The organism is Streptomyces abyssalis (assembly GCF_001751365.1).
GTDB lineage: Bacteria > Actinomycetota > Actinomycetes > Streptomycetales > Streptomycetaceae > Streptomyces > Streptomyces abyssalis.
In genome coordinates this window covers 672,161-697,871 of sequence record NZ_LJGT01000040.1, presented here as the reverse complement: position 1 = coordinate 697,871, position 25,711 = coordinate 672,161, and the positions used below count along the sequence as shown (strand labels likewise).

21 protein-coding genes are annotated in these 25,711 nt (G+C 70.7%); 9 read left to right on the top strand and 12 right to left on the bottom strand.

Annotated features, from left to right (window positions below):
* Nucleotides 1-66: 66 nt before the first annotated feature.
* Together AN215_RS17920 and AN215_RS17915 are read right to left on the bottom strand one after the other, a co-directional pair.
* Entirely contained in the window at nucleotides 67-2,835 is a 2,769-nt protein-coding gene (locus AN215_RS17920; protein ID WP_079123160.1) for a phosphoribosyltransferase, read from the bottom strand.
* A complete protein-coding gene (locus tag AN215_RS17915; protein WP_070011735.1) occupies nucleotides 2,832-4,088 on the bottom strand; it encodes an HpcH/HpaI aldolase/citrate lyase family protein in 1,257 nt (418 codons plus the stop codon). The genes AN215_RS17920 and AN215_RS17915 overlap by 4 nt, the downstream gene beginning before the upstream one ends.
* A gap of 239 nt (nucleotides 4,089-4,327) precedes the next feature.
* On the opposite strand from AN215_RS17915, the gene AN215_RS17910 reads away from it, so the two are divergent.
* Nucleotides 4,328-5,290 (top strand): TerD family protein, encoded by a 963-nt coding sequence (locus AN215_RS17910; RefSeq protein WP_070011734.1) that lies wholly within the window; start codon nucleotides 4,328-4,330, stop codon nucleotides 5,288-5,290.
* Between the two features lie 95 nt (nucleotides 5,291-5,385).
* On the opposite strand, the gene AN215_RS17905 is transcribed toward AN215_RS17910, so the two are convergent.
* The 6 genes from AN215_RS17905 to AN215_RS17875 form a co-directional block, all read right to left on the bottom strand.
* Nucleotides 5,386-6,144 carry a Tellurium resistance gene (locus AN215_RS17905; RefSeq protein WP_070011733.1) on the bottom strand — a complete coding sequence of 253 codons (759 nt, stop codon included), beginning with the start codon at nucleotides 6,142-6,144 and terminating at the stop codon, nucleotides 5,386-5,388.
* A 143-nt stretch (nucleotides 6,145-6,287) separates the two neighbouring features.
* The gene (locus AN215_RS17900; protein ID WP_070011732.1) at nucleotides 6,288-7,448 is read right to left on the bottom strand and encodes a DUF475 domain-containing protein; all 1,161 of its coding nucleotides are present in this window, start codon (nucleotides 7,446-7,448) and stop codon (nucleotides 6,288-6,290) included.
* Between the two features lie 38 nt (nucleotides 7,449-7,486).
* Complete coding sequence (locus AN215_RS17895; RefSeq protein ID WP_070011731.1) at nucleotides 7,487-8,068, bottom strand: TerD family protein; 582 nt, start codon at nucleotides 8,066-8,068, stop codon at nucleotides 7,487-7,489.
* A gap of 108 nt (nucleotides 8,069-8,176) precedes the next feature.
* Complete coding sequence (locus tag AN215_RS17890) at nucleotides 8,177-8,752, bottom strand: TerD family protein (protein ID WP_070011730.1); 576 nt, start codon at nucleotides 8,750-8,752, stop codon at nucleotides 8,177-8,179.
* 121 nt (nucleotides 8,753-8,873) lie between these two features.
* Nucleotides 8,874-9,332: a peroxiredoxin gene (locus AN215_RS17885; protein ID WP_070011729.1), complete on the bottom strand. Its 459-nt coding sequence runs from the start codon at nucleotides 9,330-9,332 to the stop codon at nucleotides 8,874-8,876.
* 383 nt (nucleotides 9,333-9,715) lie between these two features.
* Complete coding sequence (locus tag AN215_RS17875) at nucleotides 9,716-10,156, bottom strand: DUF3052 domain-containing protein (RefSeq protein WP_070011728.1); 441 nt, start codon at nucleotides 10,154-10,156, stop codon at nucleotides 9,716-9,718.
* A 408-nt stretch (nucleotides 10,157-10,564) separates the two neighbouring features.
* Between AN215_RS17875 and aceE the strand changes: the two genes are divergently transcribed.
* A complete protein-coding gene (aceE, locus tag AN215_RS17870; protein WP_070011727.1) occupies nucleotides 10,565-13,312 on the top strand; it encodes a pyruvate dehydrogenase (acetyl-transferring), homodimeric type in 2,748 nt (915 codons plus the stop codon).
* A gap of 152 nt (nucleotides 13,313-13,464) precedes the next feature.
* Here the strand turns inward: aceE and AN215_RS17865 are convergent, their stop codons facing one another.
* Together AN215_RS17865 and AN215_RS17860 are read right to left on the bottom strand one after the other, a co-directional pair.
* The gene (locus tag AN215_RS17865; RefSeq protein ID WP_070011726.1) at nucleotides 13,465-13,827 is read right to left on the bottom strand and encodes a peptidase inhibitor family I36 protein; all 363 of its coding nucleotides are present in this window, start codon (nucleotides 13,825-13,827) and stop codon (nucleotides 13,465-13,467) included.
* A gap of 300 nt (nucleotides 13,828-14,127) precedes the next feature.
* On the bottom strand, nucleotides 14,128-15,765 hold the full coding sequence (locus tag AN215_RS17860) for an MFS transporter (protein WP_079123159.1): 1,638 nt from the start codon (nucleotides 15,763-15,765) through the stop codon (nucleotides 14,128-14,130).
* A 163-nt stretch (nucleotides 15,766-15,928) separates the two neighbouring features.
* On the opposite strand from AN215_RS17860, the gene AN215_RS17855 reads away from it, so the two are divergent.
* From AN215_RS17855 to AN215_RS17830, 6 genes are all read left to right on the top strand, one after another.
* A complete protein-coding gene (locus AN215_RS17855; protein WP_079123158.1) occupies nucleotides 15,929-16,564 on the top strand; it encodes a TetR/AcrR family transcriptional regulator in 636 nt (211 codons plus the stop codon).
* A 260-nt stretch (nucleotides 16,565-16,824) separates the two neighbouring features.
* Nucleotides 16,825-18,039, top strand: coding sequence for an alpha/beta hydrolase (locus AN215_RS17850; RefSeq protein WP_171904242.1), 1,215 nt, complete (start codon nucleotides 16,825-16,827; stop codon nucleotides 18,037-18,039).
* Between the two features lie 249 nt (nucleotides 18,040-18,288).
* Nucleotides 18,289-19,194 carry a DUF4429 domain-containing protein gene (locus AN215_RS17845; protein WP_079123157.1) on the top strand — a complete coding sequence of 302 codons (906 nt, stop codon included), beginning with the start codon at nucleotides 18,289-18,291 and terminating at the stop codon, nucleotides 19,192-19,194.
* A 195-nt stretch (nucleotides 19,195-19,389) separates the two neighbouring features.
* Entirely contained in the window at nucleotides 19,390-20,892 is a 1,503-nt protein-coding gene (locus tag AN215_RS17840; RefSeq protein ID WP_070011724.1) for a sensor histidine kinase, read from the top strand.
* A complete protein-coding gene (locus tag AN215_RS17835) occupies nucleotides 20,889-21,614 on the top strand; it encodes a response regulator (RefSeq protein WP_070011723.1) in 726 nt (241 codons plus the stop codon). The genes AN215_RS17840 and AN215_RS17835 overlap by 4 nt, the downstream gene beginning before the upstream one ends.
* Before the next feature lie 253 nt (nucleotides 21,615-21,867).
* The gene (locus tag AN215_RS17830) at nucleotides 21,868-23,094 is read left to right on the top strand and encodes an alpha/beta hydrolase (protein ID WP_070011722.1); all 1,227 of its coding nucleotides are present in this window, start codon (nucleotides 21,868-21,870) and stop codon (nucleotides 23,092-23,094) included.
* A gap of 28 nt (nucleotides 23,095-23,122) precedes the next feature.
* On the opposite strand, the gene AN215_RS17825 is transcribed toward AN215_RS17830, so the two are convergent.
* Entirely contained in the window at nucleotides 23,123-24,154 is a 1,032-nt protein-coding gene (locus AN215_RS17825; protein ID WP_070011721.1) for an aldo/keto reductase, read from the bottom strand.
* A gap of 44 nt (nucleotides 24,155-24,198) precedes the next feature.
* Nucleotides 24,199-24,669 (bottom strand): MerR family transcriptional regulator, encoded by a 471-nt coding sequence (locus AN215_RS17820; RefSeq protein WP_070011720.1) that lies wholly within the window; start codon nucleotides 24,667-24,669, stop codon nucleotides 24,199-24,201.
* A gap of 80 nt (nucleotides 24,670-24,749) precedes the next feature.
* Here AN215_RS17820 and AN215_RS17815 point away from each other — a divergent pair, with 80 nt between their 5' ends.
* On the top strand, nucleotides 24,750-25,601 hold the full coding sequence (locus tag AN215_RS17815; RefSeq protein ID WP_070011719.1) for a serine hydrolase domain-containing protein: 852 nt from the start codon (nucleotides 24,750-24,752) through the stop codon (nucleotides 25,599-25,601).
* Nucleotides 25,602-25,711: the final 110 nt, after the last annotated feature.

Here is a 25,711-nt window from a genome sequence, read left to right as displayed (position 1 = left end):
CGAGCGGCAGGGACGGCGGGGGCGGTTCCGTGTGCGCTTCGAGGTCCGGCCGCCCGGACGGCCGGGTCATCCGGCGGCCCTGCCGTCCGCACCCGTGGCCCCTCGCGTGAACCGTGGATGGATCAGCCCCACACAGCTGTACGGAAGTCCTTCCGTCTCCTCGACGGGAACGCCCCGCTGCTCCGCCAGCAGGCGCACATGATCCAGGTCGCGGCCGGCGCCCCGCCGTGTCAGCACCCGCCACGGCACCCGGCGCAGAAGCACACGCGTCGTCTCACCCACCCCGGGTTTGACGAGATTGACGTCGCCGATGCCGTACTCCTCACTGATCCGCTCCACCGCCCGCCAGCCGGCCCACGTCGGAGCGCGGTCCGCGGCGACGAGCGCGGACGCGTCTGCGGCTGCGTCCTCGCGGACCTCGTCGAAGCGGGCCGCGACCGTGTCGAGGAAGCGGCCGGAGACGTCCGCGCCGGCGAGACCGCGGTAGTGCTTCGCACCGTGGTAGTCCTGCGGGCCGACGAGGTCCGCACGGAGCACGGTGCGCGAAATCAGCCCGGAGACCGTGGAGTTGAGGCATGCGGAGGGTATGAGGAAGTCCTCGCGCGTGCCGTACGTACGCACGCAGCCGCCCGGATCGGCCAGCACCGCGATCTCAGGGTCGAACTCCCCGAACGGAGCGAGGGCTTCGGCGAGTTCGCGGGTGATGGCGCCCTTGCCCGTCCAGCCGTCGACGAAGACGACGTCGGCCGGGTCGTGGTGGGAGGCGATCCAGCGCAGGGCGTTGGCGTCGATGCCGCGTCCGCGCACGATGGACACCGCGTAGTGCGGCAGCGCGAGGCCGTGTGTCCGCTGCGCCCAGCGCCGCATCAGCACGCCGACGGGCGTGCCCGCTCGCGCGAGCGAGACCAGCACGGGGCGTCCCGTCCCGCGCGCGGCACGTTCCGCGAGCACGGTCTCGGTGACGGTGCCGACCGCTCGTGCGACGCGTACGGACGAAGCCTCCAGGGCGCCGTGGAAGAGCCGCTCGTACTCCGCGCTGGGCTGGTATTCGACGGGCAGGGACTCCGCGTAGTGCGCCCCGCCGCTCTGGATCGCCTCCTCGCGCTCCTCGGTCGGCGCCTCCAGCCGCGTGTCGGACAGGTCCTGCAGCAGCCAGCCGACCTCGTCCGGTGCGTACGAGGAGAAGTCCGGGCCACGCAGCGGCGCCTGCAGCGGACGGTAGGACGGTACGACCGCGAGCAGCACGCTGTCCGTGTGGGAGCGCAGCCGGTCCAGGAGACCGCCGGGTGCGTGCAGCGCCGGGGTGTCGGCGGCCGAGTCGGTGACGACGACGACGGCGTCGAAGCGGCGCCGGGGATCGCTGCCGGGCGCGACGTTGTAGGCGTAGCGCAGATCGCCTCCCGTCTCCCCCGCTCGTCCGGCGGGCCGTTCGGCCGCATCGGCCCCATCCGCGGCATCGGCCGCATCGGCCGCTTCGGCCTCCCGGGCTGCCTGCTCCGCCAGGTCCTGGCCGGTGGGTTCGTGTGCTGGGAAGGAGATGCACGTACGGACCGCGTAGGCCGGGTCGTCGAGCGCGAGCACCGGTGAGCGCGTCGTGGTGGAGAAGCGCACCTCCGCCGCCTTGCCGAGCCGCTCCTCCAGGGCAACGCCGAGGCGCAGCGGCGCGTACATCAACTCCTCGCAGCCCAGCACCAGTACGCGCGGCGTACGGCGGTCGCCTTCGGGCGCCTCCGTCCCGGCGGGGAGTGTGCCGGACCCGGCCAGCGCGGAGGCCAGCCGTCCGGCCATGCCGGGCAGTGCCGCGTCCAGACGCGCACGGTGCGCGGCTGTGAAGCCGTGCCGCCCACCGTCCGGGAGCCGCAGCGGCCAGCCGAGGTCCACGGTCACGGCCGGGTGGGCGCGACCCGCCCGCGCCGGAAGCGGTGAGCCACGGTCCCCCGCGTCGTCCGGCTCAACGGCCGTGTCCGCAGCCGCCGCTGCTTCGGCAGCCGCCTCGGCCGTGGCCTCCGCCACGAGCCGCTGCCCGCGCTCCAGCACGTCGTCCGGGAGCGAGACACGGCCGCTCCCGAGCGCCACCACGTCGACGCGCGCGCCGAGTTCGGCCGCGAACTTCTCCAGGGCCGCCGCGTCGTCCGCCGAACGCATGTCGGTGAGCGCCACCACGACGTACCGCTGGCGCGGATGCCGCCGGTGCAGCGCCGCGATGGTGTTCCGCACGGTCCGGCCGGTGGAGAACTCGTCGTCGACGAGCACCAGCGGCCCGTCCCCGGCCAGCAGTCCGGGCTCCTCGGGAAGCAGCAGATGGGACGTGGCGTGGCTGTGTTCCTCCTCGAACCCTCCGGCCGTGGCCACCCCCGGCACCTCGCGCCGGGTCGAATGCAGACAGGTGACGCCGCCGATGCCGTCGGCGACGCTGTGCCCGAGCCCCGTGGCCGTCTCCGCGTAACCGAGCACCACCGCACGCTCGGCGAGCGCGTCGCCCAGCAGCGCACGGACCCGCCGGCCCAGCCGCAGGCCGACGCCGTGGACGGTGCCGGGCCGCTCCGGTACGTGCTTGCCCAGCACGCTCGACACGAGGAGATGCGCACGCTTGGGGTTGCGGCGCAGGGCGAGGCCCAGCAGCTCCCGGAGGCCGTCGCCGCTGAGCACGACGTCCAGCCGCCCGGCGACCCACTCGCCGGACCACACCGCCTCGCCGCCGTCGCCGTCGCCGCCGCCTTCGCCACCGCCCGCCGGGCCTCCGGCGGCGTGGACGTGCGCTGCAGCACCGCTCGCCGGCTCCCCCGCCAGGTCACGCCTCGCGCCGTTGGCCGGCTCCCTCGCCGCGTCGCTCATCCCGTCGCCCGTCCCTCTCCCGTCGGCTTCCCGTCCGCCCGCGCCCCCGCCGCCAGCAGGTCGACGAAGCCGACGCCCTCGCGTGCCACGCCGAACAGCTCCGCGCGCAGCAGCGTCCGCTCGGCCCACGCGCGGTGCGGCTTCACCTCGTTCATCTTGTTCGTGTACGCGGAACGCACAACACCGCCTCCGCTGCGCTCGGGCCGCAGGATGTCCGTGGCGTCGCTGTACTCCTCCAGGCTCACCACGGACAACGCGTGCACCGGCAGCACATGCGAGGGGTGGATGCAGGTCTTGCCCTGCAAGCCGTTGGCCCGGTCCAGTTCGATCTCCCGCAGCAGTCCGTCCATGTCGTCGTCGATGAGTGCCGTACGCAGCTCCTCGGCGCGTCCGGTGAAGATGCTCTGCCGCAGCTGGGGCTTGAACATCCTCTCCTGGAGCCGGAAGTACTCCCACACCGGTCCCGTGACCGTGTAGCCGGTGCCGTCGACCCGGCCCAGCATGTTGACCACGTCACCGATCACGGAGGCGACGAGCTGGACGTCGTAGGCGGTCATCTCGGGCGTACGGCGCAGCCCGTAGGCGGAGCAGAAGTCCGTCACGCCCAGCCGCAGTGCGAGGACCCGCTCGCGGTACTTGTCGACGGCACGCGCGATCCCGGCCAGCGTCCCGGCGCGGGTTTCCAGGTGCAGCAGCTCCGGCGACTCCAGTACGGGCATCGCGAACAGCCGCCGCCCCGCGGCGGCTTCGGCCTCCGCCAGTGCCTCCAGGAACGGGATGCCGCGCTCCTCGGTGAACTTGGGCAGCACGAACCCCGACAGCAGCCCGGCGGCGGGTCCCAGCCGCGCCACCAGATCGACGATCTGCTCCGGCTCCCGCACCCGTACGAACAGCAGCGGGACGTCCTGCTCCCGCCAGCCGGCGCCTGCTCCGTCGCCCGCGCCACCCGTCCCGCCGTCCGCGCCGCGAACAAGCCGCTGGAGCCGTACGAGCTGCTCCACGAGATTGGACTCGGCCGCCGGCACGTCCGCGTCACCGATCGAGTCCTCAAGGCACAGCACCATGGAAACCACGCCCCGCCGGGCCTGTTTGACCACGTCGGCGGCGAGGGACGTGCGCGTGGCGGGGCAGTAGAGGGTGGCACCGAGGGCGGTGGAGAGCGTGCGTCCCGCGGACTCCGCGGTGAACTCGGCGGGCTCGTGCTGGAAGAGCCCGCGCCGCACCCGGGGCGGTAGCTGACCGAAATGCCGCATGCGTGACCCCGTTTCCCCTTCCGCGGCATCCGGCGTGTCCGACGCGCCGCTGTCGGTCGTGAGCCGCCCGCCCGCCCGCCGTTCCGTCCGGCGGCGAGAAGCGGCCGCTCATCGTACGTACGGGAGGGGTCCAATGGTTCCAATCGGGGATGAAAAATGTATTACCGACCCGTACACACCCCGTCCGCCACCGGCTCCCCGCGTTGTCGCGGCGCATGGGCGGAAGGCAGGATGAGCCCATGACGCACGCCATGGTGAAGGGCTCGAACGTTCAGCTGGAGACTGTGGCGGTACGCGCCGTCCTGTGCTGGGCCCCCGGTCCAGGGGTGCCTGACGTCGACGCTTCGGCGCTGCTCCTCGGCGAGGGCGGACGGGTCGGTTCCGACGAGGACTTCGTCTTCTACAACCAGCCGCTGCATCCGTCCGGCGCGGTGCGCCACGTGGCACAGACGCAGGAGCAGGACGGGATGCGCGAATCGGTCGAGGCCGATCTGGGCTCTGTCGCCGGTCAGGTGGACCGGGTGCTGCTGGCCGCCTCCACGGACGGCGGCACCTTCGCCGACGTACAGCGGCTGCGGCTCCTGCTGTACTCGGGCGGCGAGGCGGCCGGAGAGCCCCTGCTGCAGTTCGACATCGAGCCGGAGACGGGCGCCGAGACGGCGATGATCTGCGGCGAGCTGTACAGGCGCGGCACCGGCTGGAAGTTCCGCGCGCTCGGCCAGGGTTACGACACGGGGCTGGTGGGCCTGGCCACCCAGTACGGAATCACAGTGGAGGAACCGGGCCCGGATTCCGGCTCCCGGCCCGGAGCCTCCACAGGAACCGGTCCGGGGTCCACCGTGCGGGAACAGCCCGCCCCTTCGGTTCCGGCTCAGACGCCGGGTCCGGGTCCCACGCCGGCTCCCACGCCGGACGCGGCGACCGTACCGGCCTTCGACAGCTCGCGGCGTGCCTCCGAGCCGGAGGACTTCCCCATCGCGGCTCCCGCTCCCGGGCCCGCGGCGGGCGCGCCGTCGCCCATCGCGGCGACCGGGCCCGGCCCGGCGGCACCGGCACAGCCCGGCTACGCCTATCCGCAGCCGCCGCAGCAACCGCCCGCCACCCGGCCCGCGTACGGGTATCCGCAGCCCGCCTACGGCTACCCCCAGCCCGACCCGGACTTCGCGCTGCCGCCTCAGGGGCCCCAGTTCCAGAACCGGTGACGTGACCGGCGCCGGTCCACGGCCACCCGCCACGCCCCCGGCGCGGTCACGGTCACGGTCGCCGGACCGGACACCGGCACGGTTCCGCTTCCGGATCAGGCCTTGCCGGCCTTGTAGCCGCGGCCCCACTGCAGCCCCCAGCCGTAGAGCCGGTCCAGCTCGGACTGGAAGCCGTAGACGTAACGCACCTGGCGGCGGACCATCAACTGGTCCTTCTCGTGCTGCATGAGGAGCACCGCGCACGAACGCGCCTGCGGAGCCCGCTGGTCGAGGGCGACCTCGACGCTTCCGCCGTTGCTCGGGAAGAGCGAGAGGATCGCGTGCGTACGGTCGAAGGCCGGGGTCCCGTCGTAGATGTAGACGAAGAAGAGCAGCCGCTTGATGTCGTCCTTGTGGTCGAGATTCACGTAGATCGTCTCGCCGGACGGGGAGCCGAAGCGGTCGTCACCCGTGAGCTTCACGAACGGCGGGGAGTTCCAGTCGCCGAGGAAGTTGCCCAGCGGCTGCACGACTCCCTTGCTGCCGTCGGCCAGTTCGTACATGCAGGCAAGGTCGAGGTCGACGTTGACGACGCCTTGCGTGTGGGCCTGTACGACCTGCGGCTTCAGCGCCTGGAGCGGATGCCTGAGCGAGCCGCGGCGGCCCGTTCTGCCGTCGAAGTCCGAAGAGCGCATACGCCAGGAGAGGTTGACCCGCAAACTGCCGTTGTCCGCCCCCTGTTCGGTGAGCGACAGCGACGAGTGGCGCTTGGTCAGCTCGACCGCGTAGGACGACGGCCCCCCTACCGTGTCGAACTTCGGACCGCGCCGCCGCATCCCGGCGCTGCTGCGCCAGTTCTCCCAAAGGGAGACCATTCCGCACCCCCACTCGAACTCCAACTGCTGCGGGGCGGCTCCGAGTCGGGACTCGGAGCCGCCCCGTCAAGAGCGTTCCGCAAACAGGCCTCCGTGACACCCGAAGACGCGGGCCCGCCGCATCTTCCGGGATCACACGGGTCTCACGCCTTGGTTCCGACCTCCCGGCCGGCGGACTCGTCCTCCCCGCCGCCGCCCCCGCTGCCTTCGGACGCCGCGATGCGCTGGTTGCGCCGTACCGAGGACCAGAAGGACGCGGCGATCAGCGCGACACCGATCAGGCCGGTGATGATCTCGTTGATCTCGTACTTGATGGTGACGAGCAGGATCACCGCCAGCGCACCGATCGCGTAGTGCGCGCCGTGCTCCAGGTACACGTAGTCGTCGAGGGTGCCCTGCCGGACGAGGTAGACCGTGAGGGAACGGACGTACATCGCGCCGATGCCGAGGCCGAGCGCCATCCAGAAGATGTGGTTGGTGATGGCGAAGGCGCCGATGACGCCGTCGAAGGAGAAGGAGGCATCGAGGACTTCGAGGTAGAGGAACATGAAGAACGCGGCCTTGCCGGCCATACCGACGAGGGTCGGGTCCTTGCCCTCCTTCTTGGCTTTCTCCTCCTCCTCGTGCTCCCGTTCCTCCTCCTCTTCGAGCTTGTTCTCGAAGTGGCCCGAGAGACCGCCGACGAGGAGATACGTGATGAGGCCGGCGACCCCCGACAGCAGAACGGTGGCCGACTTGTCGGCGTGAGTGCCGCCGTGCTGGTGCGCCTCGACGGCGAAGGTCATCGCGGAGATCATCAGCACGATCAGCGCGATGCAGACGGAGAGCATGTCGACCTTGCCGAGCCGCGCCAGAGGCCGCTCCAGCCAGGCCAGCCACTTGTACTCCCGGTCCTCGAAGATGAAGTCCAGGAAGATCATCAGCAGGAACATCCCGCCGAACGCCGCGATGGCGGGGTGGGCGTCGGTGACGAGTTCCTGGTATTTGCCAGGGTCGTCGAGCGCCAGCTGAACGGCCTCGATGGGACCGATCTTGGCGCTGATGGCCACGATGACGACCGGGAAGACCAGCCTCATCCCGAACACCGCGATGAGGATGCCGATGGTCAGGAAGATCTTCTGCCAGAACTGGTTGAGCTTCTTCAGCACACCGGCGTTGACGACCGCGTTGTCGAAGGACAGCGAGATCTCCAGGACTGACAGGATCGCCACGACGGCGAAGCCCTCCCACCCCCAGAGGAACGCGGCAAGGGCAAGTCCTGCGGCGGTGACGCCGAAAGACCAGCCGAAAGTTTTCAGAACCACTGGGCTACCCAATCGCTTTACGTGCTATTGACCTTGGCTTACGAAACGTTGACCCCGAAGTCTAGAGCGATGCCTCGGAGGCCTGAGGCGTACCCCTGCCCAACGGCCCGGAACTTCCATTCGCTCCCGCGCCGGTACAGCTCACCGAAGATCATCGCGGTCTCCGAGGAGGCGTCCTCGGAGAGGTCGTAGCGCGCCAGCTCCTGGCCGTCCTCCTGGTTCAGGACACGGATGTATGCGTCGGTGACCTGGCCGAAGGTCTGCCGGCGGGGCTCGGCGTCGTGGATGGAGACCGGGAAGACGATCTTGTCGACGTTGGCGGGGACGAGGGTCAGGTCGACCAGAACCGTCTCGTCGTCGTCCTCTCCTCCCGTGCCGCCGACCAGTTCGTCACCGGTGTGCTCGACCGAGCCGTCGGGGCTCTTGAGGTTGTTGTAGAAGACGAAGTAGTCGTCGCCGAGGACCCGGCTGTTCGCACACAACAGCGCGCTGGCGTCCAGGTCGAATGCGGCTCCGGTGGTCGACCGGGCCTGCCAGCCCAGCCCGACCCGGACCTGGGTCAGATTCGGTGCGGCCTTAGAGAGGGAGACATTTCCCCCCTTGGCGAGCGTAACGCCCATGTTCTGATCCTCTCCCCGGTGTTGATGCACCCCAGTCTCCCGACATCACCAGGCGCCGCACACCTCCGGATCACGGAAGTCTGCGGCGCCGGCGGTTGCCGGGATCGGTCAGACGTTGACCCCGAAGTCCTGCGCGATGCCGCGCAGTCCCGACGCGTATCCCTGGCCGATGGCACGGAACTTCCACTCCGCGCCGTGCCTGTAGAGCTCACCGAAGACCATGGCCGTCTCCGTGGAGGCGTCCTCGGAGAGGTCGTAGCGCGCCAGTTCGTTGTTGTCGGCCTGGTTGACGACGCGGATGAACGCGTTGCGGACCTGGCCGAAGCTCTGCTGGCGGCTCTCCGCCTCGTAGATGGAGACCGGGAAGACGATCTTCTCCACGTCGGCAGGGACACCCGCCAGATTGACCTTGATGACCTCGTCGTCGCCCTCGCCCTCACCGGTGAGGTTGTCGCCGGTGTGCTCGACGGAGCCGTCGGGGCTCTTGAGGTTGTTGAAGAAGACGAAATTCTGGTCCTTGCCGACCTTGCCCTCGGCGTTCGCAAGAAGTGCGCTGGCGTCGAGGTCGAAGTCCGAGCCTGTGGTCGTACGGGCATCCCAGCCCAGGCCGACGATCACAGCTGTCAGGTTCGGGGCCTCCTTGGTCAGCGAGACGTTGCCGCCCTTGCTGAGGCTGACTCCCACGAGTCCTCCAGGTGTCTGTTCGAAGGAGCACCCTGTACGTGCCCCCGCATGCCTATTCGGGTTGCTGCCGGATCAACGAATCGATCCTAGTGAGCGGTTCCCCCCGCTCACAGGGCTTCACTCAGAGGGTTTCGAGCGCCTTGACGTACTCGTTCAGATCGCGGGCCTCCGGGATCGCGTTGACGACCCTCCAGCGCACGACGCCCTCGGTGTCGATGACGAAGGTGCCGCGCACGGCGCAGCCCTTCTCGTCGTCGAAGACCCCGAAGGCGCGGGAGGCCTCACCGTGCGGCCAGAAGTCCGAGAGGAGCGGGTACTCAAGGCCCTCCTGGTCGGAGAAGACGCGCAGCGCGAAAGGCGAGTCGTTGGACACGGCGAGAAGCTGTACGTCGTCGTTGACGAAGGAGGGAAGTTCGTCGCGCAGTGCGCACAGTTCGCCTGTGCAGATCCCGGTGAACGCGAAGGGGTAGAAGAGCAGAACGACGTTCTTCCTGCCGCGGAAGTCGGAGAGTGAGACCGCTTCGCCGTGCTGACTCTTCAGCGTGAAGTCCGGTGCCTTGGTGCCGACCTCGATTGCCATGGAAGAAGAGTCCTTTCCGTGGGGACGATCTGTCGTGGTGACGGTCTGTCGTAGTGACGGTCTGTGGTGGAGACGATCTGTCGTGGTGACGGTGAGTCGTGGATACGATCCGTGGGCACGACATGTGCGCCCAGGCCCGCCCGGCACTGGACGGGAGGGCGAACACCGTCGTACAGGACGTCGGCGCAGTCTTTCACTCCGGCCCCCGGAACGACGCCGGGCCCCCGGCAGGCTCGCTGCCGGGGGCCCGGATCTTGGTCTTCTTCACTGCTCGCCGGAGCTTCTCGTCGAACCCTGGCCTGCGTCGGGGGGTCTCCCCCGTGCGCTAAGGCTGCGCCATGGGGAGGCCCTTCCCCTCGGGCTACACCCGGGGGAGCCCCAAGCTAGCGCTTGCCCGTACGGGCGGTCTTGGGGGTGACGAGACGGCTGCCGCTCCAGTCCTTGCCCGCGTTCACGGTGCTGGTCTGTGCGAGCCCGGCGGTCTGAGCCGCCTCGCCGATCTCGCTCGGCTCGACGTAGCCGTCGCGGCCCGTCTTGGGCGTCAGCAGCCAGACCGGAGAACCCGCGTCGATCATCGTGGTGGCATCCACCAGCGCGTCCGTCAGGTCGCCGTCCTCCTCGCGGAACCACAGCATCACGGCGTCGGCCACGTCGTCATGGTCCTCGTCGACGAGCTCCGTACCCGTGATGGCCTCGATTCCCTCACGGAGTGCCTGCTCGACGTCGTCGTCGTAACCGAGCTCCTGGACCACCTGTCCGGGCTGGAAACCCAGCCTTGCGGCGGGGTTGGTCCGCTCCTCCGCGTGGTCCGCGGTCGCGCTCACGGATTGCCTCCTGTCTCTTGCTGGAATCTGCCTTGTGCCCCGCGCGCACGCGAGGCATTGGCCGTAGTCCACACGGGCAGGACGGATCGCGCAAGTACCCCACCATCCATCCCGCCCAAACGTTGACGTGTCGCCCCACAATGCCCGATGGGCAGTGATTCACGCCACAGCGACCGGTGCGATACGTACCGGTTGCACCCCTTCCATACCGACTGCACCAGCCGCTGCACGGTGCCTCCGCGCCGGGCGTAGGGTGGCAATTCGGCCGCCCCGTTTGACCCCTCTTATCGAGGCGTTGTGAGTCCGAGCCGGGTTACCCCGCAGTAGAGGTGACGTGGACGCAGCGGCGGTACACGATGGAGGCGGCGCGACACCATGCAGACCGATCACGAACAGCGAAGGAACAGCGTGGCTTCCGGATCCGATCGCAACCCGATCATCATTGGCGGCCTTCCCAGCCAGGTCCCGGACTTTGATCCCGAGGAGACCCAGGAATGGCTCGACTCGCTCGACGCCGCCGTCGACGAGCGCGGCCGGGGACGTGCCCGCTATCTCATGCTCAGGCTCATCGAGCGGGCGCGCGAGAAGCGCGTCGCCGTACCGGAGATGCGCAGCACGGACTACGTCAACACCATCGCCACGCGGGACGAGCCGTTCTTCCCCGGTAACGAGGAGGTCGAGCGCAAGGTCCTCAACGCGACCCGCTGGAACGCCGCGGTGATGGTCTCCCGTGCGCAGCGTCCCGGCATCGGGGTGGGCGGACACATCGCCACCTTCGCCTCGTCCGCCTCCCTCTACGACGTCGGCTTCAACCACTTCTTCCGCGGCAAGGACGAGGGGGACGGCGGCGACCAGGTCTTCTTCCAGGGCCATGCATCCCCGGGCATCTATGCGCGTGCCTTCCTGCTCGACCGCCTCTCCGAGGCACAGCTGGACGGCTTCCGGCAGGAAAAGAGCAAGGCGCCCAACGGGCTCTCCAGCTATCCGCACCCGCGGTCCATGCCGGACTTCTGGGAGTTCCCGACCGTCTCGATGGGCCTCGGCCCGGTCGGCGCGATCTATCAGGCCAGGATGAACCGCTACATGGAGGCCCGCGGCATCGCCGACACCTCCAAGTCGCATGTGTGGGCCTTCCTCGGCGACGGCGAGATGGACGAGCCGGAGTCGCTGGGCCAGCTCTCGCTGGCAGCCCGGGAGGGGCTGGACAACCTCACCTTCGTCATCAACTGCAACCTGCAGCGGCTCGACGGACCCGTGCGCGGCAACGGGAAGATCATCCAGGAGCTGGAGTCGTACTTCCGCGGCGCCGGCTGGAACGTGATCAAGCTGGTCTGGGACCGCTCCTGGGACCCGCTGCTGGCCCAGGATCGCGACGGTGTGCTGGTCAACAAGCTCAACACCACGCCCGACGGCCAGTTCCAGACATACGCCACCGAGAGCGGTGCCTACATCCGCGACCACTTCTTCGGAGGTGACCAGCGGCTGCGGGCGATGGCGGAGAACATGACGGACGACCAGCTCCTGCACCTGGGGCGCGGCGGGCACGACCACCGCAAGGTGTTCGCGGCTTACAAGGCGGCCAAGGAGCACCAGGGCCAGCCGACCGTGATCCTCGCGCAGACCATCAAGGGCTGGACGCTGGGGCCGAACTTCGAAGGCCGCAACGCCACGCACCAGATGAAGAAGCTGACGATCGACGATCTCAAGGGCTTCCGCGACCGGCTGCGCCTGCCGATCCCCGACAAGGAGCTGGAGTCCGGCGCCCCGCCGTATTTCCACCCGGGCAGGGATTCCGAAGAGATCCAGTACATGCACGACCGGCGCCATGAGCTGGGCGGCTACGTCCCGACGCGGGTGAACCGCTCCAAGCCGCTGAAGCTGCCCGGCGACAAGGCGTACGCGGCGGTGAAGAAGGGGTCCGGCCAGCAGCAGATCGCCACCACCATGGCCTTCGTACGGCTGCTGAAGGACCTCATGCGGGACAAGGAGATCGGCAAGCGCTTCGTTCCGATCGCGCCCGACGAATACCGCACGTTCGGAATGGACTCCTTCTTTCCCTCGGCCAAGATCTACAACCCGCTGGGGCAGAGCTACGAGTCCGTGGACCGTGAACTGCTGCTGGCCTACAAGGAGTCGCCGACCGGTCAGATGCTGCACGACGGCATCACGGAGGCGGGCTGCACCGCCGCCGCGACGGCCGCCGGCTCGGCTTACGCCACGCACGGCGAGCCGCTGATCCCGATCTACGTCTTCTACTCGATGTTCGGATTCCAGCGGACCGGCGACCAGTTCTGGCAGATGGCCGACCAGCTGTCGCGCGGCTTTGTGCTGGGCGCGACCGCCGGCCGTACGACGCTGACCGGCGAGGGCCTGCAGCACGCGGACGGGCACTCGCAGTTGCTGGCGTCGACCAACCCGGCCGCGGTCTCCTACGACCCGGCCTTCGGCTTCGAGATCGCGCACATCGTCAAGGACGGTCTCCAGCGGATGTACGGCTCCAGCCCCGAACACCCGCAGGGCGAGGACGTCTTCTACTACCTCACCGTCTACAACGAGCCCATCCGGCAGCCCGCCGAGCCGGAGAACGTGGACGCCGAGGGCATCGTCCGGGGCCTCTACCGCTACCGGACGGGCGAGAAGGGGACGATCCCCGCGCAGATCCTCGCCTCGGGTGTGGCGATGCCGTGGGCTCTGGAGGCGCAGGAGATCCTCGCCGACGAGTGGAACGTCAAGGCGGACGTCTGGTCGGCGACCTCCTGGAACGAGCTGCGCCGCGAGGCGGTGGACGCCGAGGAGCACAATCTGCTCCACCCCGAGGAGGACCAGCGCGTCCCGTACGTGACGCGGAAGCTGCAGAGCGCCGACGGGCCGAAGGTGGCCGTCTCCGACTGGATGCGGTCCGTGCCGGACCAGATCGCCCGCTGGGTGCCCGGCACCTACCAGTCCCTCGGAGCCGACGGTTTCGGCTTCGCCGATACGCGTGGCGCTGCCAGGCGCTTCTTCCACATCGACGCGCAGTCGATCGTGCTCGCCGTGCTCACGGAGCTGGCACGGGAGGGGAAGATCGACCGCTCGGCGCTGAAGCAGGCGCTCGACCGCTACCAGCTGCTGGATGTGGCGGCCGCGGACCCGGGTGCTGCCGGCGGCGACGCCTAGCCCCCGCTGACCGGCCGTGCCCTTCCGGGGCCCCGCAGACCGCGGCGGCCCCGGCGGCGGCGCGGCCGCGCGCCGCATCAGCCTTGCGAGCCCCCGCAAGGCGACGAGGCCCCGCAAGGCACGGCGCACCCGCGCGGCCAGGCTGCAGGGCATCAGCGCTCCCAGACCTTGAACGCCCGCACCCTGTACGCACCTTCCGGTGTCCACGATCCCGAGGGGTGTGTGTGGAACTCGGCGGTCTCCGCGCACTCACCGCTCTCGTAGACGGTGACGGGACGGCCCGTGCGGTTGGCGAAGGACCGCGCACCCGCGCTCCCGGGAAGCCGCAGGCAGCGGCCGATGGAGACGCCCTTCAGCTCGTACGTACGGCGCTCGCCCCGGAAGCGGGACTCCGGCCACAGACAGACCTCCCCGGCAGCGCACTCACCGAGCCTCGGCCCGGGCACGGCAGCAGCCGCCGGCTGCGGCAGGGCGCCGCTCCCCGCGGTCACCGCCCCCAGCGCCAGCGCCGCCACTACGCCCCTCGCCGGGAACCCCCGCCGCCGGAACGGCCCGGCGCCCCGCCCGGACACACTTCGCCCGCATCCACGCATGCTGATCACTTCCCCCGATACCCGCCCGGGCTCGGCCGCCCGGCGTCGTGACCAGCATGTACGGAGCTCACGGCGGCGCCAAGCGGGAGCCGTCCTTTTCACCGGTACAGGTGGCGGAGTTGTCCACAGGCCGACTGGCTACTGGCTCCCCGGCCCGGTGCCGGACACACCTCGGGGGCGGACGGCCGGACCGTCCGCCCCCGGTTCACACCCGCGGCGTCGTCAGACGTGCACGGACGGGCCCGCGTCGCTCGTGCCGCGCTTGGTGAAGAAGGCGACCCCGGACGCGAACACCGCGACGACGCCCGCGCACATGAAGGCCAGACCCATCCCCGAGATGAAGGAGTCGTGCACGACGCTCTTCATGGCCTCGGCGATCTGCGCGGGCGTGCCCGTGGGCGCCGGCGGGGCGACGCCGACCTCGGCGGCGCCCTTGAGCTTGTCCTCCTGGCCGGGCGGGAGCGGCGGAAGCTTCGCGTCCGCCCACTTCTCCGGCAGCGTCGTGTCGACCCTGGTGGCCATGACGACGCCGAGTACCGCCGTACCGAGGCTGCCGCCCACCTGCATGGCCGCCTGCTGGAGTCCGCCCGCGACACCGGAGTGCTCCAGCGGCGCGTTGCCGACGATGACGTCGGTGGCACCGACCATCACCGGTGCGAGGCCGAGACCCAGCAGCGCGAACCAGAGCGAGGTGACGGCGAAGCTGCTGTCCGAATCCAAGGTGGAGAGGCCGAACATCGCGATCGCCGCGACGAACATCGCTCCGACGAGCGGCCCGCGCGGCCCGGCCTTGGAGATCAGCCAGCCCGCGAGCGGCGAGGCCACGATCATCATCGCGGTCAGCGGCAGCAGCCGGATCCCGCTGTCCACGGGCGACATCCCGTGCACGTTCTGCAGGTAGAAGGTGACGAAGAAGATGCCGCCCATGAAGCCGAAGGCCATCAGCACCATCAGCACGGTGCCGGCGGTGAGCGGAACCGAGCGGAACATGCTCAGCGGAACCAGCGGCTCCTTCGCCTTGGTCTCCCAGAGTCCGAAGACGAGGAAGGCGAGGAGCGAACCGCCGAGGAAGACCAGCGTCGCCGGGTCGCTCCAGCCCCAGGACGGCGCCTTGATCAGGGCCCAGATCAGGCAGAACATCGCGCCGGACAGCAGCACGATGCCCGGTACGTCGAAGGAGCGGGGTGCCTTCTCCGCACGGTGGTCGCGGAGGATCACCAGACCCATCAGCAGCGCCACGAGAGCGACCGGGATGTTGATGAAGAAGACCGACTCCCAGTTGACCTTCTCCACCAGGAGACCGCCGACGATGGGACCCGCGGCCGTCGAGGCGCCGATGACCGCGCCCCAGACGCCGATCGCCGTGTTGAGCTTCTCGGCGGGGAACGAGGCACGCAGCAGGCCGAGTGCCGCGGGCATCAGCAGGGCGCCGAAGAGGCCCTGCAGCACGCGGAAGGCGACGACGAGCGAGACGCTGCCGCCCAGGCCGATCGCGCCGGAGGCCGCGGCGAAGCCGACGACGCCGACAAGGAAGGTCTGGCGGTGTCCGAACCGGTCACCGAGCTTGCCCGCGGTGATCAGGGCGACGGCGAGGGCGAGCAGATATCCGTTGGTGATCCACTGGACGTCGGCGAGTGACGCTCCGAGGTCCTTCTGGATGGCGGGGTTGGCAATGGCGACGATGGTGCCGTCGAGGGCGACCATCGTGATGCCGAACGCCACGGTGACGAGGGTCAGCCATGGGTGGCCGCGGACCCCTGAGCGGGGCTCCGGTGCGCCTGATACGCCTGGTATGCCTGGGTCACTCGGACCGGGCGGCTCCGGCGTCCGGCCCGTGGCTGTGCTGGTCTGGGAGCTCATGAGCGCGACACTAATGACAGCCGCTGACAATTGACAAACCGAATTATTCGTCGGTAGATGTCAGGCTGCTCACACCAGGGCCGCGACGCCCGTCCCCGCAATCCGTGCCCGTGCCCGTACCAGCACCAGCACCCGTATCCCGAACCACTGGGAGGTGGCCGAAGTGACCGGTCTGCGTGAGCGCAAGAAGCAGCGCACCCGGGACTCGCTCGTCCGCGCCGCGCACGAACTCTTCGTCGAGAAGGGGTACGAGGAGACCACCGTCGACGAGATCGTCGCCGCCGTCGACGTCTCGCAGCGCACCTTCTTCCGCTATTTCGCGAGCAAGGAGGAGGTGGCCCTCTCCCTTCAGGCGCTCGTCTCGGAGCGGTACGTGGAGGCGCTGAGCCGGCGCCCGCCCGGCGGAGCTCCCGTTCAGGTGCTGCGCAGCACGCTGGAGGAGACCTGGGAGAGCATCGGGGAAGCCATCGAAGAGGTCGTACCGCTCCCGCTCTACATGCGGATGTGGCAGATCACCGAGTCGACGCCCGCCCTCGCCGCCGCCCAGCTCCGGCACGCGGTGGAACTGGAGGAGCGGCTCACCGCCGAGATCGCGCGGCGCGAGGGCCTGGACCCCGGCACCGACTCCAGACCCCGGGTCCTGGTCGCCGCGTTCTCCGGTGTGATGCGTGCCGCCTTCCGCCACTGGAGCCTCCGCGGGGACCTCACGGTGAGCGCGGCGCAGCAGGCCGTCGAGTCGTACGTGGAGCAGCTGGGGCCCGCCCTCTCCGACGACTGGGGCGGAGCCTCCTCAGGCTGACCCGCCAGCCCCACCTTCGGCCCGGGCCACCTCGCGGGCTGCTCGCCCTTCCCGGACCCGGACCCGGACCCGGACCCGGACCGGACCCGGCAGGAAACGCCTGCACACACCCCCCGCACCCCACCCGCCCCGGAGCTCACGGAACTGACCCAATCAGGCATGGTGAAACGTGAGATGGGTCACGGCGTGCACGAGCACTCCCCCCGGTCTCCTAGGGTTGCTGCCCAGTGACTTCTTCCTTCCCGGCCCTCAGCAACCCTCTGTCCGGATCAGGCCTCCCGCACCCGGGAGCCCCGGGCACGGCTTTCTGGCGCACGGTGCTCGCGCTGGTGGTGGTGCTGGTCCTGCTGGCCACGACGGGGTGGACCGCGATCCGTGAGAACGACGCCGCCCCCGGCCCGTACGCCGCCGCCCTGCTCGCATGGGAGAAGGGGTCCGTCGCTGGACGGCAGCTGCCCTCCCCTGACGACGGGCCCGGTGCCGTCGCCAGGTTCTTCCGCTCGCTCGACCCCGCCCAGCAGCAGCGGCTCGCCGAACGCCATCCGCTCGTCGTGGGAAACCTGGGCGGTGCTCCCGTCCAGCTGCGCTACAGCGCCAACCACAAGGCGCTCACCGAGGCCCGGGACGTGGAGCGTGCGCGCGTGAACGACCAGCGGCTGACCGAGGAGGGGCGGCAGAACGCGAGCAGCCGGATGGAGCGCTTCGAGTCGATGCTCGAACCGGGGCGGCAGATCCTCGCCTTCGACCCGACGGGACGCGGCCGCGCGGCCGAGGCCTTCGGGGACCTGGACCGGGCGCAGCGGGTGTCGGTCGTCGTGCCCGGCGTGGACACCAACCTGCTGACGTTCGAGAGGTCCGACCGCCCCTACGCCGCACCCGCGGGCATGGCGCGCGCGCTGCAGGAGAAGCAGCGCACAGAGGCGCCGGGCACCTCCACGGCGACCGTCGCCTGGGCCGACTACACCAGCCCGACCGGCCTCGGCGTCGACGCCGCCTCCGGCAGCCTCGCCGAGGACGGGGCGGAGCGGCTGGAGAACTTCGTGCAGGGGCTGCACAGCCCGCACGTCGCCCTGTTCTGCCACAGTTACGGCTCGGTCGTCTGCGGTGAGGCCGCGGACGAGCTGCCGGAGCGCGTCACCGACATCGCGGTCTCGGGAAGCCCGGGGATGCGCGTGGACCACGCCGACGACCTCGGCACCGACGCCAACATCTGGGCGGTGCGCGACGAGGACGACTGGATCGCCGACGTGCCGCACATGGAGGTCGGGGGCCTCGGCCACGGCGCCGACCCCGTCTCCCCCGGATTCGGTGCGCGCAGGCTCTCCGCGAACGGCGCGCTCGGGCACACGGGCTACTACGTGCCGGGCACGGGGAGCCTGGACAACTTCGCCGGGATCGCAACCGGTTCGTACAACGCCGTCAACTGCGCGGACAGCGACCCGGGCTGTATCGGCACACCGAAGAGAACCTTGTAGCGAATCCCGGGGCGGCCGGAGCACACGGCTCCGCCGGGTTCCGGCGGCGCGCCCGGCCCGGCGTACGCCCGGTGCATTCGACCGCTGTACGACCGCCGTACGACCCGCATATGACCCCGCCGACGACGACGCCTGAGGCGCCGCGCACAGCCCGGCACGCGCATACACGTGCACGCATATGCCCGGTATGGACAGGCAATTACGCGCGTAGCGTCGAGGAGGGGGACGTGCGGGCTGCTCGCGCATACGATGGGCCGCATGGGTGACGTACTGGCTGGAATTCACTCCACCTGGGAGTTCGAAGCCGACTCCGTGCTCATCCGCTTCGAACGGGGGATCCGCACACCGAAGCTCTTCCACGTGCTCGGGGAGCGGCGCGTCCCGTACGAGGCGCTGAGCAGCGTCGAGCTCACACCCGGTGGCAAGCGTGGGACCGTCGTGCTGCGCGCCGAGCCACGCACGGGCGCCGATCCGCTGCTGGAGGCCGCGGCCGGGCAGCTCAAGGACGGCTGTGACCCCTACCGGCTGGTCCTGCCCGCCGAGCGCGAGACGCTCGCCGACTACTACGCCACCGAGCTGCGCGCGGTCCTGGGCGCGGACGCCGACAAGCCCGCCGAGCACCACCTCGTCGCGGCCCCGGCGGCCCCGCACAGTTTCAAGGCCTACGACGGCAAGGCCTCCTTCGACGGCAGCACGGTCTACTTCCGCTGGTTCTGGACGGGCGCCTCCTCCAGCAAGTGGAAGGCGGGAGACCAGAGCTTCCAGGTGGACGAGCTGGAGGGGGTCGAGTGGCGCTCGCCGGAGTTCGCCGCCGGCCATCTGCGCGTACTGCGACGCGGCGGCAGGCCGCCGGAGCACGGCGAGCCGGACAAGGACCCCGCGTCCGTGGTCTTCGGCACCGGTTACGGCCTGGTGCACGAGTCCCTGCCCTTCGCCGCGTCGGTGCTGGAGGCCCTGCGGGCCGCGGAGCCGGCAGCCGTGACCGGGGCCTCGGCCCAGTCGCGTTCCTCCCGCGGCGCCCGGCACTCCGGCAGCCGTGCCGATCCCGCGGACATCGCGGAACGCATACGGCACCTCGGGGAGCTGCATGAGGCGGGCCTCGTGACGGACGAGGAGTTCGCGAAGAAGAAGGCCGACCTGCTCTCGGAACTCTGAGCGCCGGGCGTGCGCGCCGGTGGCCGGTCGCGGGGGCACGGCGCGGTACCGACCGGCACCGGCAGCGCCACCGGCACCGGCACCGGCACCGGCACCGGGCGTCGGCGTCCCCTACTGCCGTAGGGGTGCGCGCCCTCGCACCCGGTACTCACGTATGACGTGCGGCCGTCGGCCGCGCCATAGCCTTGATGTGCGATGAACGCCTCCACCTCCCCGGAGGCACCGGGTCCGCCCGGTTCGCCGGGGGTCCCGCCCAGCGAGCCGTCACGCGGGCCGGCCCAGCGGCAGACCTGGCCGCCGCCCGTGCGGACTCTGCTGCACGGGCTGCACGGGCTGCACGGCTTCTGGGCGGCGCTCACGACGCCCGCCGGCCCAGGTGTCCGTCCGCCCGCGCCGGTTTCCGGACGGCGGGGACGACGCTGGGCGTACGCACTGGTCCTCGGGCTCGCCGCCGTACTGATTCCCGTCACCTCCACGGTGCTTTCGGAGGACTACGGGCTGCCCGGCGCGATCGCGGTCTCCCTGGCCTTCGCACAGGCCGGGCCCCTGCTTCTCGCCGTCACGCGGCCGCTGCAGGCCTGGTGGATCGTGATCATCGCCGATACGGCCGGCGCCCTGCTGTTGCTCTTCACCCCGCCCGGGCAGCACTCGTGGCCGTGGCCGCCGACGGTGATCGTCGGCTATCTCGTGCTGTGCCTGGCGCTCGGGCTGCGGGAGCGCCGCAGCACGATCGTCGCCGTGTGGACGGTCACGCTCGTCCTCTCACTCGGGCTCGGCTTCCTCGCGCAGGACCGCAGCGACGGTACGAACGTGCTGCTGACCGTGCTGAGCGGGGTCGTGCTGCTCGTGTTCGGAGCGGTTCGCGAACGTACGGACGCGCAGCGGCGGCTGGCCGAACAGGAGACGATCAGCGAGGCGGAGCGCGCCCGTCGCACGCTGCTGGAGGAGCGGGCCCGTATCGCACGGGAACTGCACGACGTCGTCGCACACCACATGTCGGTGATCTCCGTCCAGGCAGACAGTGCGCCGTACCGGCTGAGCGGGCTGCCGCACGAGGCGCGGGAGGAGTTCGGCGCCATCGCCGGGACAGCGCGCGAGTCGCTGTCGGAGATGCGGCGGCTGCTGGGAGTCCTGCGCAGCGAGGAAGCCGGCGGTGAGCGCGCGCCGCAGCCGGGGCTGGACCGGCTCGGTCAGCTGGCGGAGGCGACCGTACGGGCAGGCGTACCCACCGAACTCGCCGTGGAGGAAGGGCTGTCCGGGCTCCCGCAGGCGGTGCAGCTGTCCGTGTACCGGATAGTGCAGGAGGCCCTCGCCAATGTCGTACGGCATGCGCCCGGGGCGCCGGCCCGCGTATCGGTGACGGCTGCGGAAGGCCGGACCGCGGATGCCGGTGCGGGTGGCCGCGGCGCACGTGCCGATTCCGGGGCCGATGCGGGTGCCGGTTCCGGTGCCCGTGCTGACGCGACAGCCGGTGCCCTGACCGTACTGATCGTCAACGGCCGCGCCTCCGGTCCCGCCGGACCGCCCCTGGAGACCACCGGCACGGGACACGGCCTGGTGGGCATGCGCGAACGCGTCCGGCTCGTCGGCGGCACGCTCGACACCGGCCCACTGCCCGACGGCGGCTTCCGCGTCGCCGCCCGCATACCTCTGAACCACACCGCCCCACCGGACGGGAAGGACCCCACGCCCTCATGACGACCCGCGTGATCATCGTCGACGACCAGGCCATGGTGCGGGCGGGCTTCGCCGCGCTCCTCGCCGCGCAGTCCGACATCGACGTGGTGGGCGAGGCCGCGGACGGGGCGCAGGGCGTCGAACTGTGCGGGCGTACACACCCCGACGTGGTCCTCATGGACGTCCGCATGCCGGAGATGGACGGGCTGGAGGCAGCCAGGAAGCTCCTCGGAGCCGGGTCCGGTCACGCGCCGCGAGCCGGTTCCGGAGCGGGTTCCGCGGCCGGAGCCGGGAGCGCCCACCGTCCCAAGGTCCTGATGCTGACCACCTTCGACGTCGACGACTACGTCTACGAGGCCCTGCGCGCAGGAGCCAGCGGCTTCCTGCTCAAGGACGCCCCGCCGGCCGACCTCATCGCCGCCGTACGCATCGTGGCGGAGGGCGAGGCGCTGCTCGCGCCCTCGGTCACCCGGCGCCTCATCGCCGACTTCGCACGGCAGCGCCCGGCACCGTCCGCATCGCGCGAACTGCGGCTCAACGGCCTGACGGACCGTGAGACAGAGGTGCTGGAACTGATCGCACGCGGCCGTTCCAACACTGAGATCGCCGACGCCCTCGTCCTCGCCGAGCAGACGGTCAAGACTCACGTGAGCCGCATCTTCGCCAAGCTCCGGCTGCGCGACCGCGCGCAGGCCGTGATCTTCGCCTACGAGTCGGGCCTGGTCTCCCCGGGCGAAGTCTGAATCTCCCGGCCGAGGCTCCCCTGTGGCGTCTGAACTCCGGGCGAAGGCCGAGCACTTGAGCACGGGTCTCCCGGGGGGCGCACCCTGAGCACGACGGACCCGCCGCCCCTCTCCTCCCCGGGAAGGGTGTCCCGGTACCCCGGTATCACCCCGGAGTTGGCTCCGTGGCGTGACGTGCGGCCGCACACCCGCGTCCGACTCTCCTCGCGACAGGCCGCCGGGCTCCCCGGCAGCCGCCGGAGGGAGTACGGGGATGAAGCGCCGGCTGAAGCGAGCTCTGACCGCCGCGGCACTCGCGGGCACCGTCGTCGCGGCCACCGCCGGGTGGGCCGCGGGGTCGACACAGCACCCGGTCACCGGCCCGCCACCGGGCACCGCGTCCTGGCGTGCCGACGGCGAGACCCTCGGCCGCCGCCTGCCCGACCCGGCGACGGCACGACCGGAGCGGATCGGGTCCTTTTTCGAAGGCCTCGGCCACCGGCAGCGGCAGGCCCTGGTGCAGCGCCATCCACTCGTGGTCGGAAACCTCGACGGTGCGCCCGCGGAGCTGCGCTACGCGGCCAACCGCCGCACCCTGCGTGCCGAGTCGACGCGTCAGCGGGACCACGCCGGCGACTCGTCCCGTACGCCGCGGGAGCGCGCACGGGCACGGGCGAAGGCGGCCCGCTACGCCCGACTCCTCACACCCGGACGGCAGATCCTCGCCTTCGACCCGCGCGGTCGCGGCCAGATCGCCGAGGTCCACGGCGATCTCGGCGCCGCCGAGCGCACGGCCGTGTTCGTGCCGGGGTCCGACATCGACCTGACGAACTTCGACCGCGGCGGCCCGAACAGATACGGAACCCCCGCCGGCATGGCGGAATCCCTGCGGGCCCGCATGGCGTCCGTGGCACCCGGCACACGTACGGCCGTGATCGCCTGGTCCGGATACACGACCCCGGTCGGGCTGGGCCCCGACGCGGCCACCACCAGGCTGGCCGCCGCGGGCGCGCCCCGGCTGGAGCGCTTTCTGCGGGGTCTCGCCCGTACCGGCGCGCCCGCTCCCACGGTGCTGTGCCACAGCTACGGCTCCGTGGTCTGCGGCAGGGCGGCCGGCGGGCTGACGGGGCGCGAGGCCTCCGACCTGATCGTCTTCGGGTCGCCGGGAATGCACGCGGACTCGGTCCGCGAACTCGGCACGCCCGTACGGATCTGGGCCGCCCGCGACGCCGGTGACTGGATCGGCAGGGTGCCGAACATGCAGGTCCTCGGCGTCGGACACGGTACCGACCCGGTCTCGGAAGGCTTCGGCGCGCGCGTCGTCTCCTCGGCGCGCGCCGACGGCCACACCGGCTATCTCGCCCCGGGCACCGACTCGCTGGCCAACTTCGCGGCGATCACGCTCGGTTCGTACGAGGCGGTGAAGTGCGCTCCGCGGTCACCGGCGGGGGCGGCACCCCAGCCCGCTCCCCGCCTGTGCACACGGGGGCTGGCGCCATGACCACCCTCACGCCCGACCGCGAATGCCGTCACTCCCGTCCGGCGGAGGTGAACGACATGTCCGCGTAGCGCGGCCCCGCCACCCGGCCTCCGATGGGCTCCAGCAACTCCAGTTCGTCACGCGAGAGTTCGATCCGGGTCGCTGCCGTGTTCTCCTCCACCCTGGACCGCTTGCGGGTGCCGGGGATCGGCACCACGGTCAGGCCGTCCCGCAGCCGCGCCTGCTGCTGCACCCAGGCCAGCGCGATCTGACCCGGCGTCGCGCCGTGCGCGGCCGCGACCTGCCTGACCGGTTTCAGCAGGGCGGCGTTGGCCGCGGCGTTGTCCCCGGTGAACCGGGGCTGATGGCGGCGGAAGTCGTCGCTGGTGAGCTCCTTCTCGGCGTCGGCGAAGGCACCTGTGAGGAAGCCCCGTCCGAGCGGCGAGTAGGGCACGACGGCGATCCCCAGCTCGCCGGCCGCCGCCACCACGCTGTCCTCGATGTCGCGGCTGAAGAGCGACCACTCGGACTGCAGCGCCGCGATGGGGTGCACCGCCTGCGCCGCACGCAGCTCCCGGGCCGTCACCTCACTGAGTCCCAGGTGCCTGACCTTGCCCTCCCGCACCAGCTCGGCCATGGCGCCGACGGACTCCTCGACGGGCACCTCCACGTCGCGCCGGTGCATGTAATAGAGGTCGATCTCGTCGACGCCGAGCCTGCGGAGACTGTCCTCGACGCACTGGCGCACGTACGGCGGGTCGTTGCGGATGGTGCGCTTGGTGGGATCGGACGGGTCGAGGCTGATGGCGAACTTGGTGGCCAGGGTGATCTCGTCGCGGTGCGCCCTGACGAACGGCGAGATGAACTTCTCGTTCTCGCCCGCTCCGTACATGTCCGCGGTGTCGTAGAGCGTGACGCCCAGTTCCAGGGCGCGCTCCAGCGTCGCGCGTGCCTCGTCTGCGTCCGTGGGTCCGTAGGCGAAGCTCATCCCCATGCAGCCCAGGCCCTGAACGCCCACCTCCGGGCCGTCCGTGCCGAGCCTCGCCGTGCCGATCTTCATGCCGTTGTCCGTGGAGCTCATGCTTTCCTCTCGGGTCGTCCGGGTCTCGGATGCGCCCCGGTGTCTCAAGCCGTTTCCGGCACCTTGTACGCCGCGTAGATGTCGATCTTGTAGTTGAGCACCGCGAGGGTCTCCTGCAGCTCGGCGACGCGGCGCAGAACGTCCTCCCGCGTCTCCACCAGCAGTTCATGCCGCTCGGGGCAGGTGTGGTCACCGGCACGTACGAGTTCGGCGTACCGCACCATGTCCGCCACCGGCATGCCGGTCAGCCGCAGCTTGGCGACGAGATCCAGCCAGTCCAGATCCCGGTTCGAGAAGCGCCGCTGCCCCGTGTGCGACCTGTCCACGTGCGGCATGAGCCCGATCCGCTCGTACCAGCGCAGCGTGTGCGCGCTCAGCCCGCAGATCGAGGCGACCTCGCTGATCGTGTACCGGTCCTGGCCCTCGGGCCTGGGGCGGGGCAGCCCGCGGGCAGCGCACACATCCGGTTCGGCTGCTTCGTCCGCTGTCTCCGTATCCGTCTCCGTCACGGTCATAAGTGAACGCTACGGACCTCGAGTGCACTCCAGGCAAGCGCAAAATCCGGGCCAATTCGCTCCGCGTTACGCTCGGCCCCATGAACAGCCTGCGGATGATCGACAATTGGCCCGTTCCGAACGCTGCCGCCGCCGTCGTCTCACGAACGGACACCGCGGAGGCCGCTGCCGGCGCCGGCACCCCCACCGTCACCGCGACCCACGGCAGCACCGGCCGGCGATTCGCACTCGCGTCCGTGACCAAGCCCCTCACCGCCTACGCCGCGCTGATCGCCGTCGAGGAAGGCGCGGTGGAACTGGACGAACCCGCCGGGCCCGAGGGTTCGACGGTCCGCCACCTTCTCGCCCACACCTCCGGGCTGGCGTTCGACGAGGACCGTCCGACGGCCGCGCCGGGCACGCGCCGCCTCTACTCCAACGCCGGCTTCGAGGCGCTGGGCGACCACATCGCGAAGGTCACCGAGATCCCGTTCCCGCAGTATCTGCACGAGGCGGTGCTCCAGCCGCTCGGCATGACGTCCACGGATCTTCCCGGCTCCCCCGCCAAGGACGCCGTCTCCACCGCGGACGACCTGGCCGCCTTCGCCGCCGAGCTCCTCGCGCCGCGCCTGCTGAGCCGGGCCACCCTTGACGAAGCGACCACGGTGGCCTTCCCCGGTCTCAAGGGCATACTTCCGGGCTACGGGAACCAGTCTCCGAACGACTGGGGTCTCGGCTTCGAGATCAGGGACGGCAAGTCACCGCACTGGACGGGCAGTTCGTCCTCGCCCCGCACCTTCGGCCACTTCGGGCAATCGGGCACCTTCCTGTGGGCCGACCCGGACGCGGGCGCCGCATGCGTCGCCCTCACCGACCGGGACTTCGGTCAGTGGGCGGTCGACGCGTGGCCCCCGTTCACGGACGCGGTGCTCGTGGATTTGCGGCGCGGGTGACGGCTGCGCGGGGGCGGGGGGGGTGACGACGTCGCGATGACAGATATCAGAATCTGTCATCGCGACTCTGTTCTCCGTCATCCCGGCATTGTTCGCTGACATCCCGGCAT

What these genes read in the sequence shown, in the direction of transcription:
- AN215_RS17920 (WP_079123160.1), bottom strand. Translation starts at nt 2,835, where the DNA reads ATGAGCGACGCGGCGAGGGAGCCGGCCAACGGCGCGAGGCGTGACCTG.
- AN215_RS17915 (WP_070011735.1), bottom strand. Translation starts at nt 4,088, where the DNA reads ATGCGGCATTTCGGTCAGCTACCGCCCCGGGTGCGGCGCGGGCTCTTC.
- AN215_RS17910 (WP_070011734.1), top strand. Translation starts at nt 4,328, where the DNA reads ATGACGCACGCCATGGTGAAGGGCTCGAACGTTCAGCTGGAGACTGTG.
- AN215_RS17905 (WP_070011733.1), bottom strand. Translation starts at nt 6,144, where the DNA reads ATGGTCTCCCTTTGGGAGAACTGGCGCAGCAGCGCCGGGATGCGGCGG.
- AN215_RS17895 (WP_070011731.1), bottom strand. Translation starts at nt 8,068, where the DNA reads ATGGGCGTTACGCTCGCCAAGGGGGGAAATGTCTCCCTCTCTAAGGCC.
- AN215_RS17885 (WP_070011729.1), bottom strand. Translation starts at nt 9,332, where the DNA reads ATGGCAATCGAGGTCGGCACCAAGGCACCGGACTTCACGCTGAAGAGT.
- AN215_RS17860 (WP_079123159.1), bottom strand. Translation starts at nt 15,765, where the DNA reads ATGAGCTCCCAGACCAGCACAGCCACGGGCCGGACGCCGGAGCCGCCC.
- AN215_RS17845 (WP_079123157.1), top strand. Translation starts at nt 18,289, where the DNA reads ATGGGCCGCATGGGTGACGTACTGGCTGGAATTCACTCCACCTGGGAG.
- AN215_RS17840 (WP_070011724.1), top strand. Translation starts at nt 19,390, where the DNA reads ATGAACGCCTCCACCTCCCCGGAGGCACCGGGTCCGCCCGGTTCGCCG.
- AN215_RS17835 (WP_070011723.1), top strand. Translation starts at nt 20,889, where the DNA reads ATGACGACCCGCGTGATCATCGTCGACGACCAGGCCATGGTGCGGGCG.
- AN215_RS17830 (WP_070011722.1), top strand. Translation starts at nt 21,868, where the DNA reads ATGAAGCGCCGGCTGAAGCGAGCTCTGACCGCCGCGGCACTCGCGGGC.
- AN215_RS17825 (WP_070011721.1), bottom strand. Translation starts at nt 24,154, where the DNA reads ATGAGCTCCACGGACAACGGCATGAAGATCGGCACGGCGAGGCTCGGC.
- AN215_RS17820 (WP_070011720.1), bottom strand. Translation starts at nt 24,669, where the DNA reads ATGACCGTGACGGAGACGGATACGGAGACAGCGGACGAAGCAGCCGAA.
- AN215_RS17815 (WP_070011719.1), top strand. Translation starts at nt 24,750, where the DNA reads ATGAACAGCCTGCGGATGATCGACAATTGGCCCGTTCCGAACGCTGCC.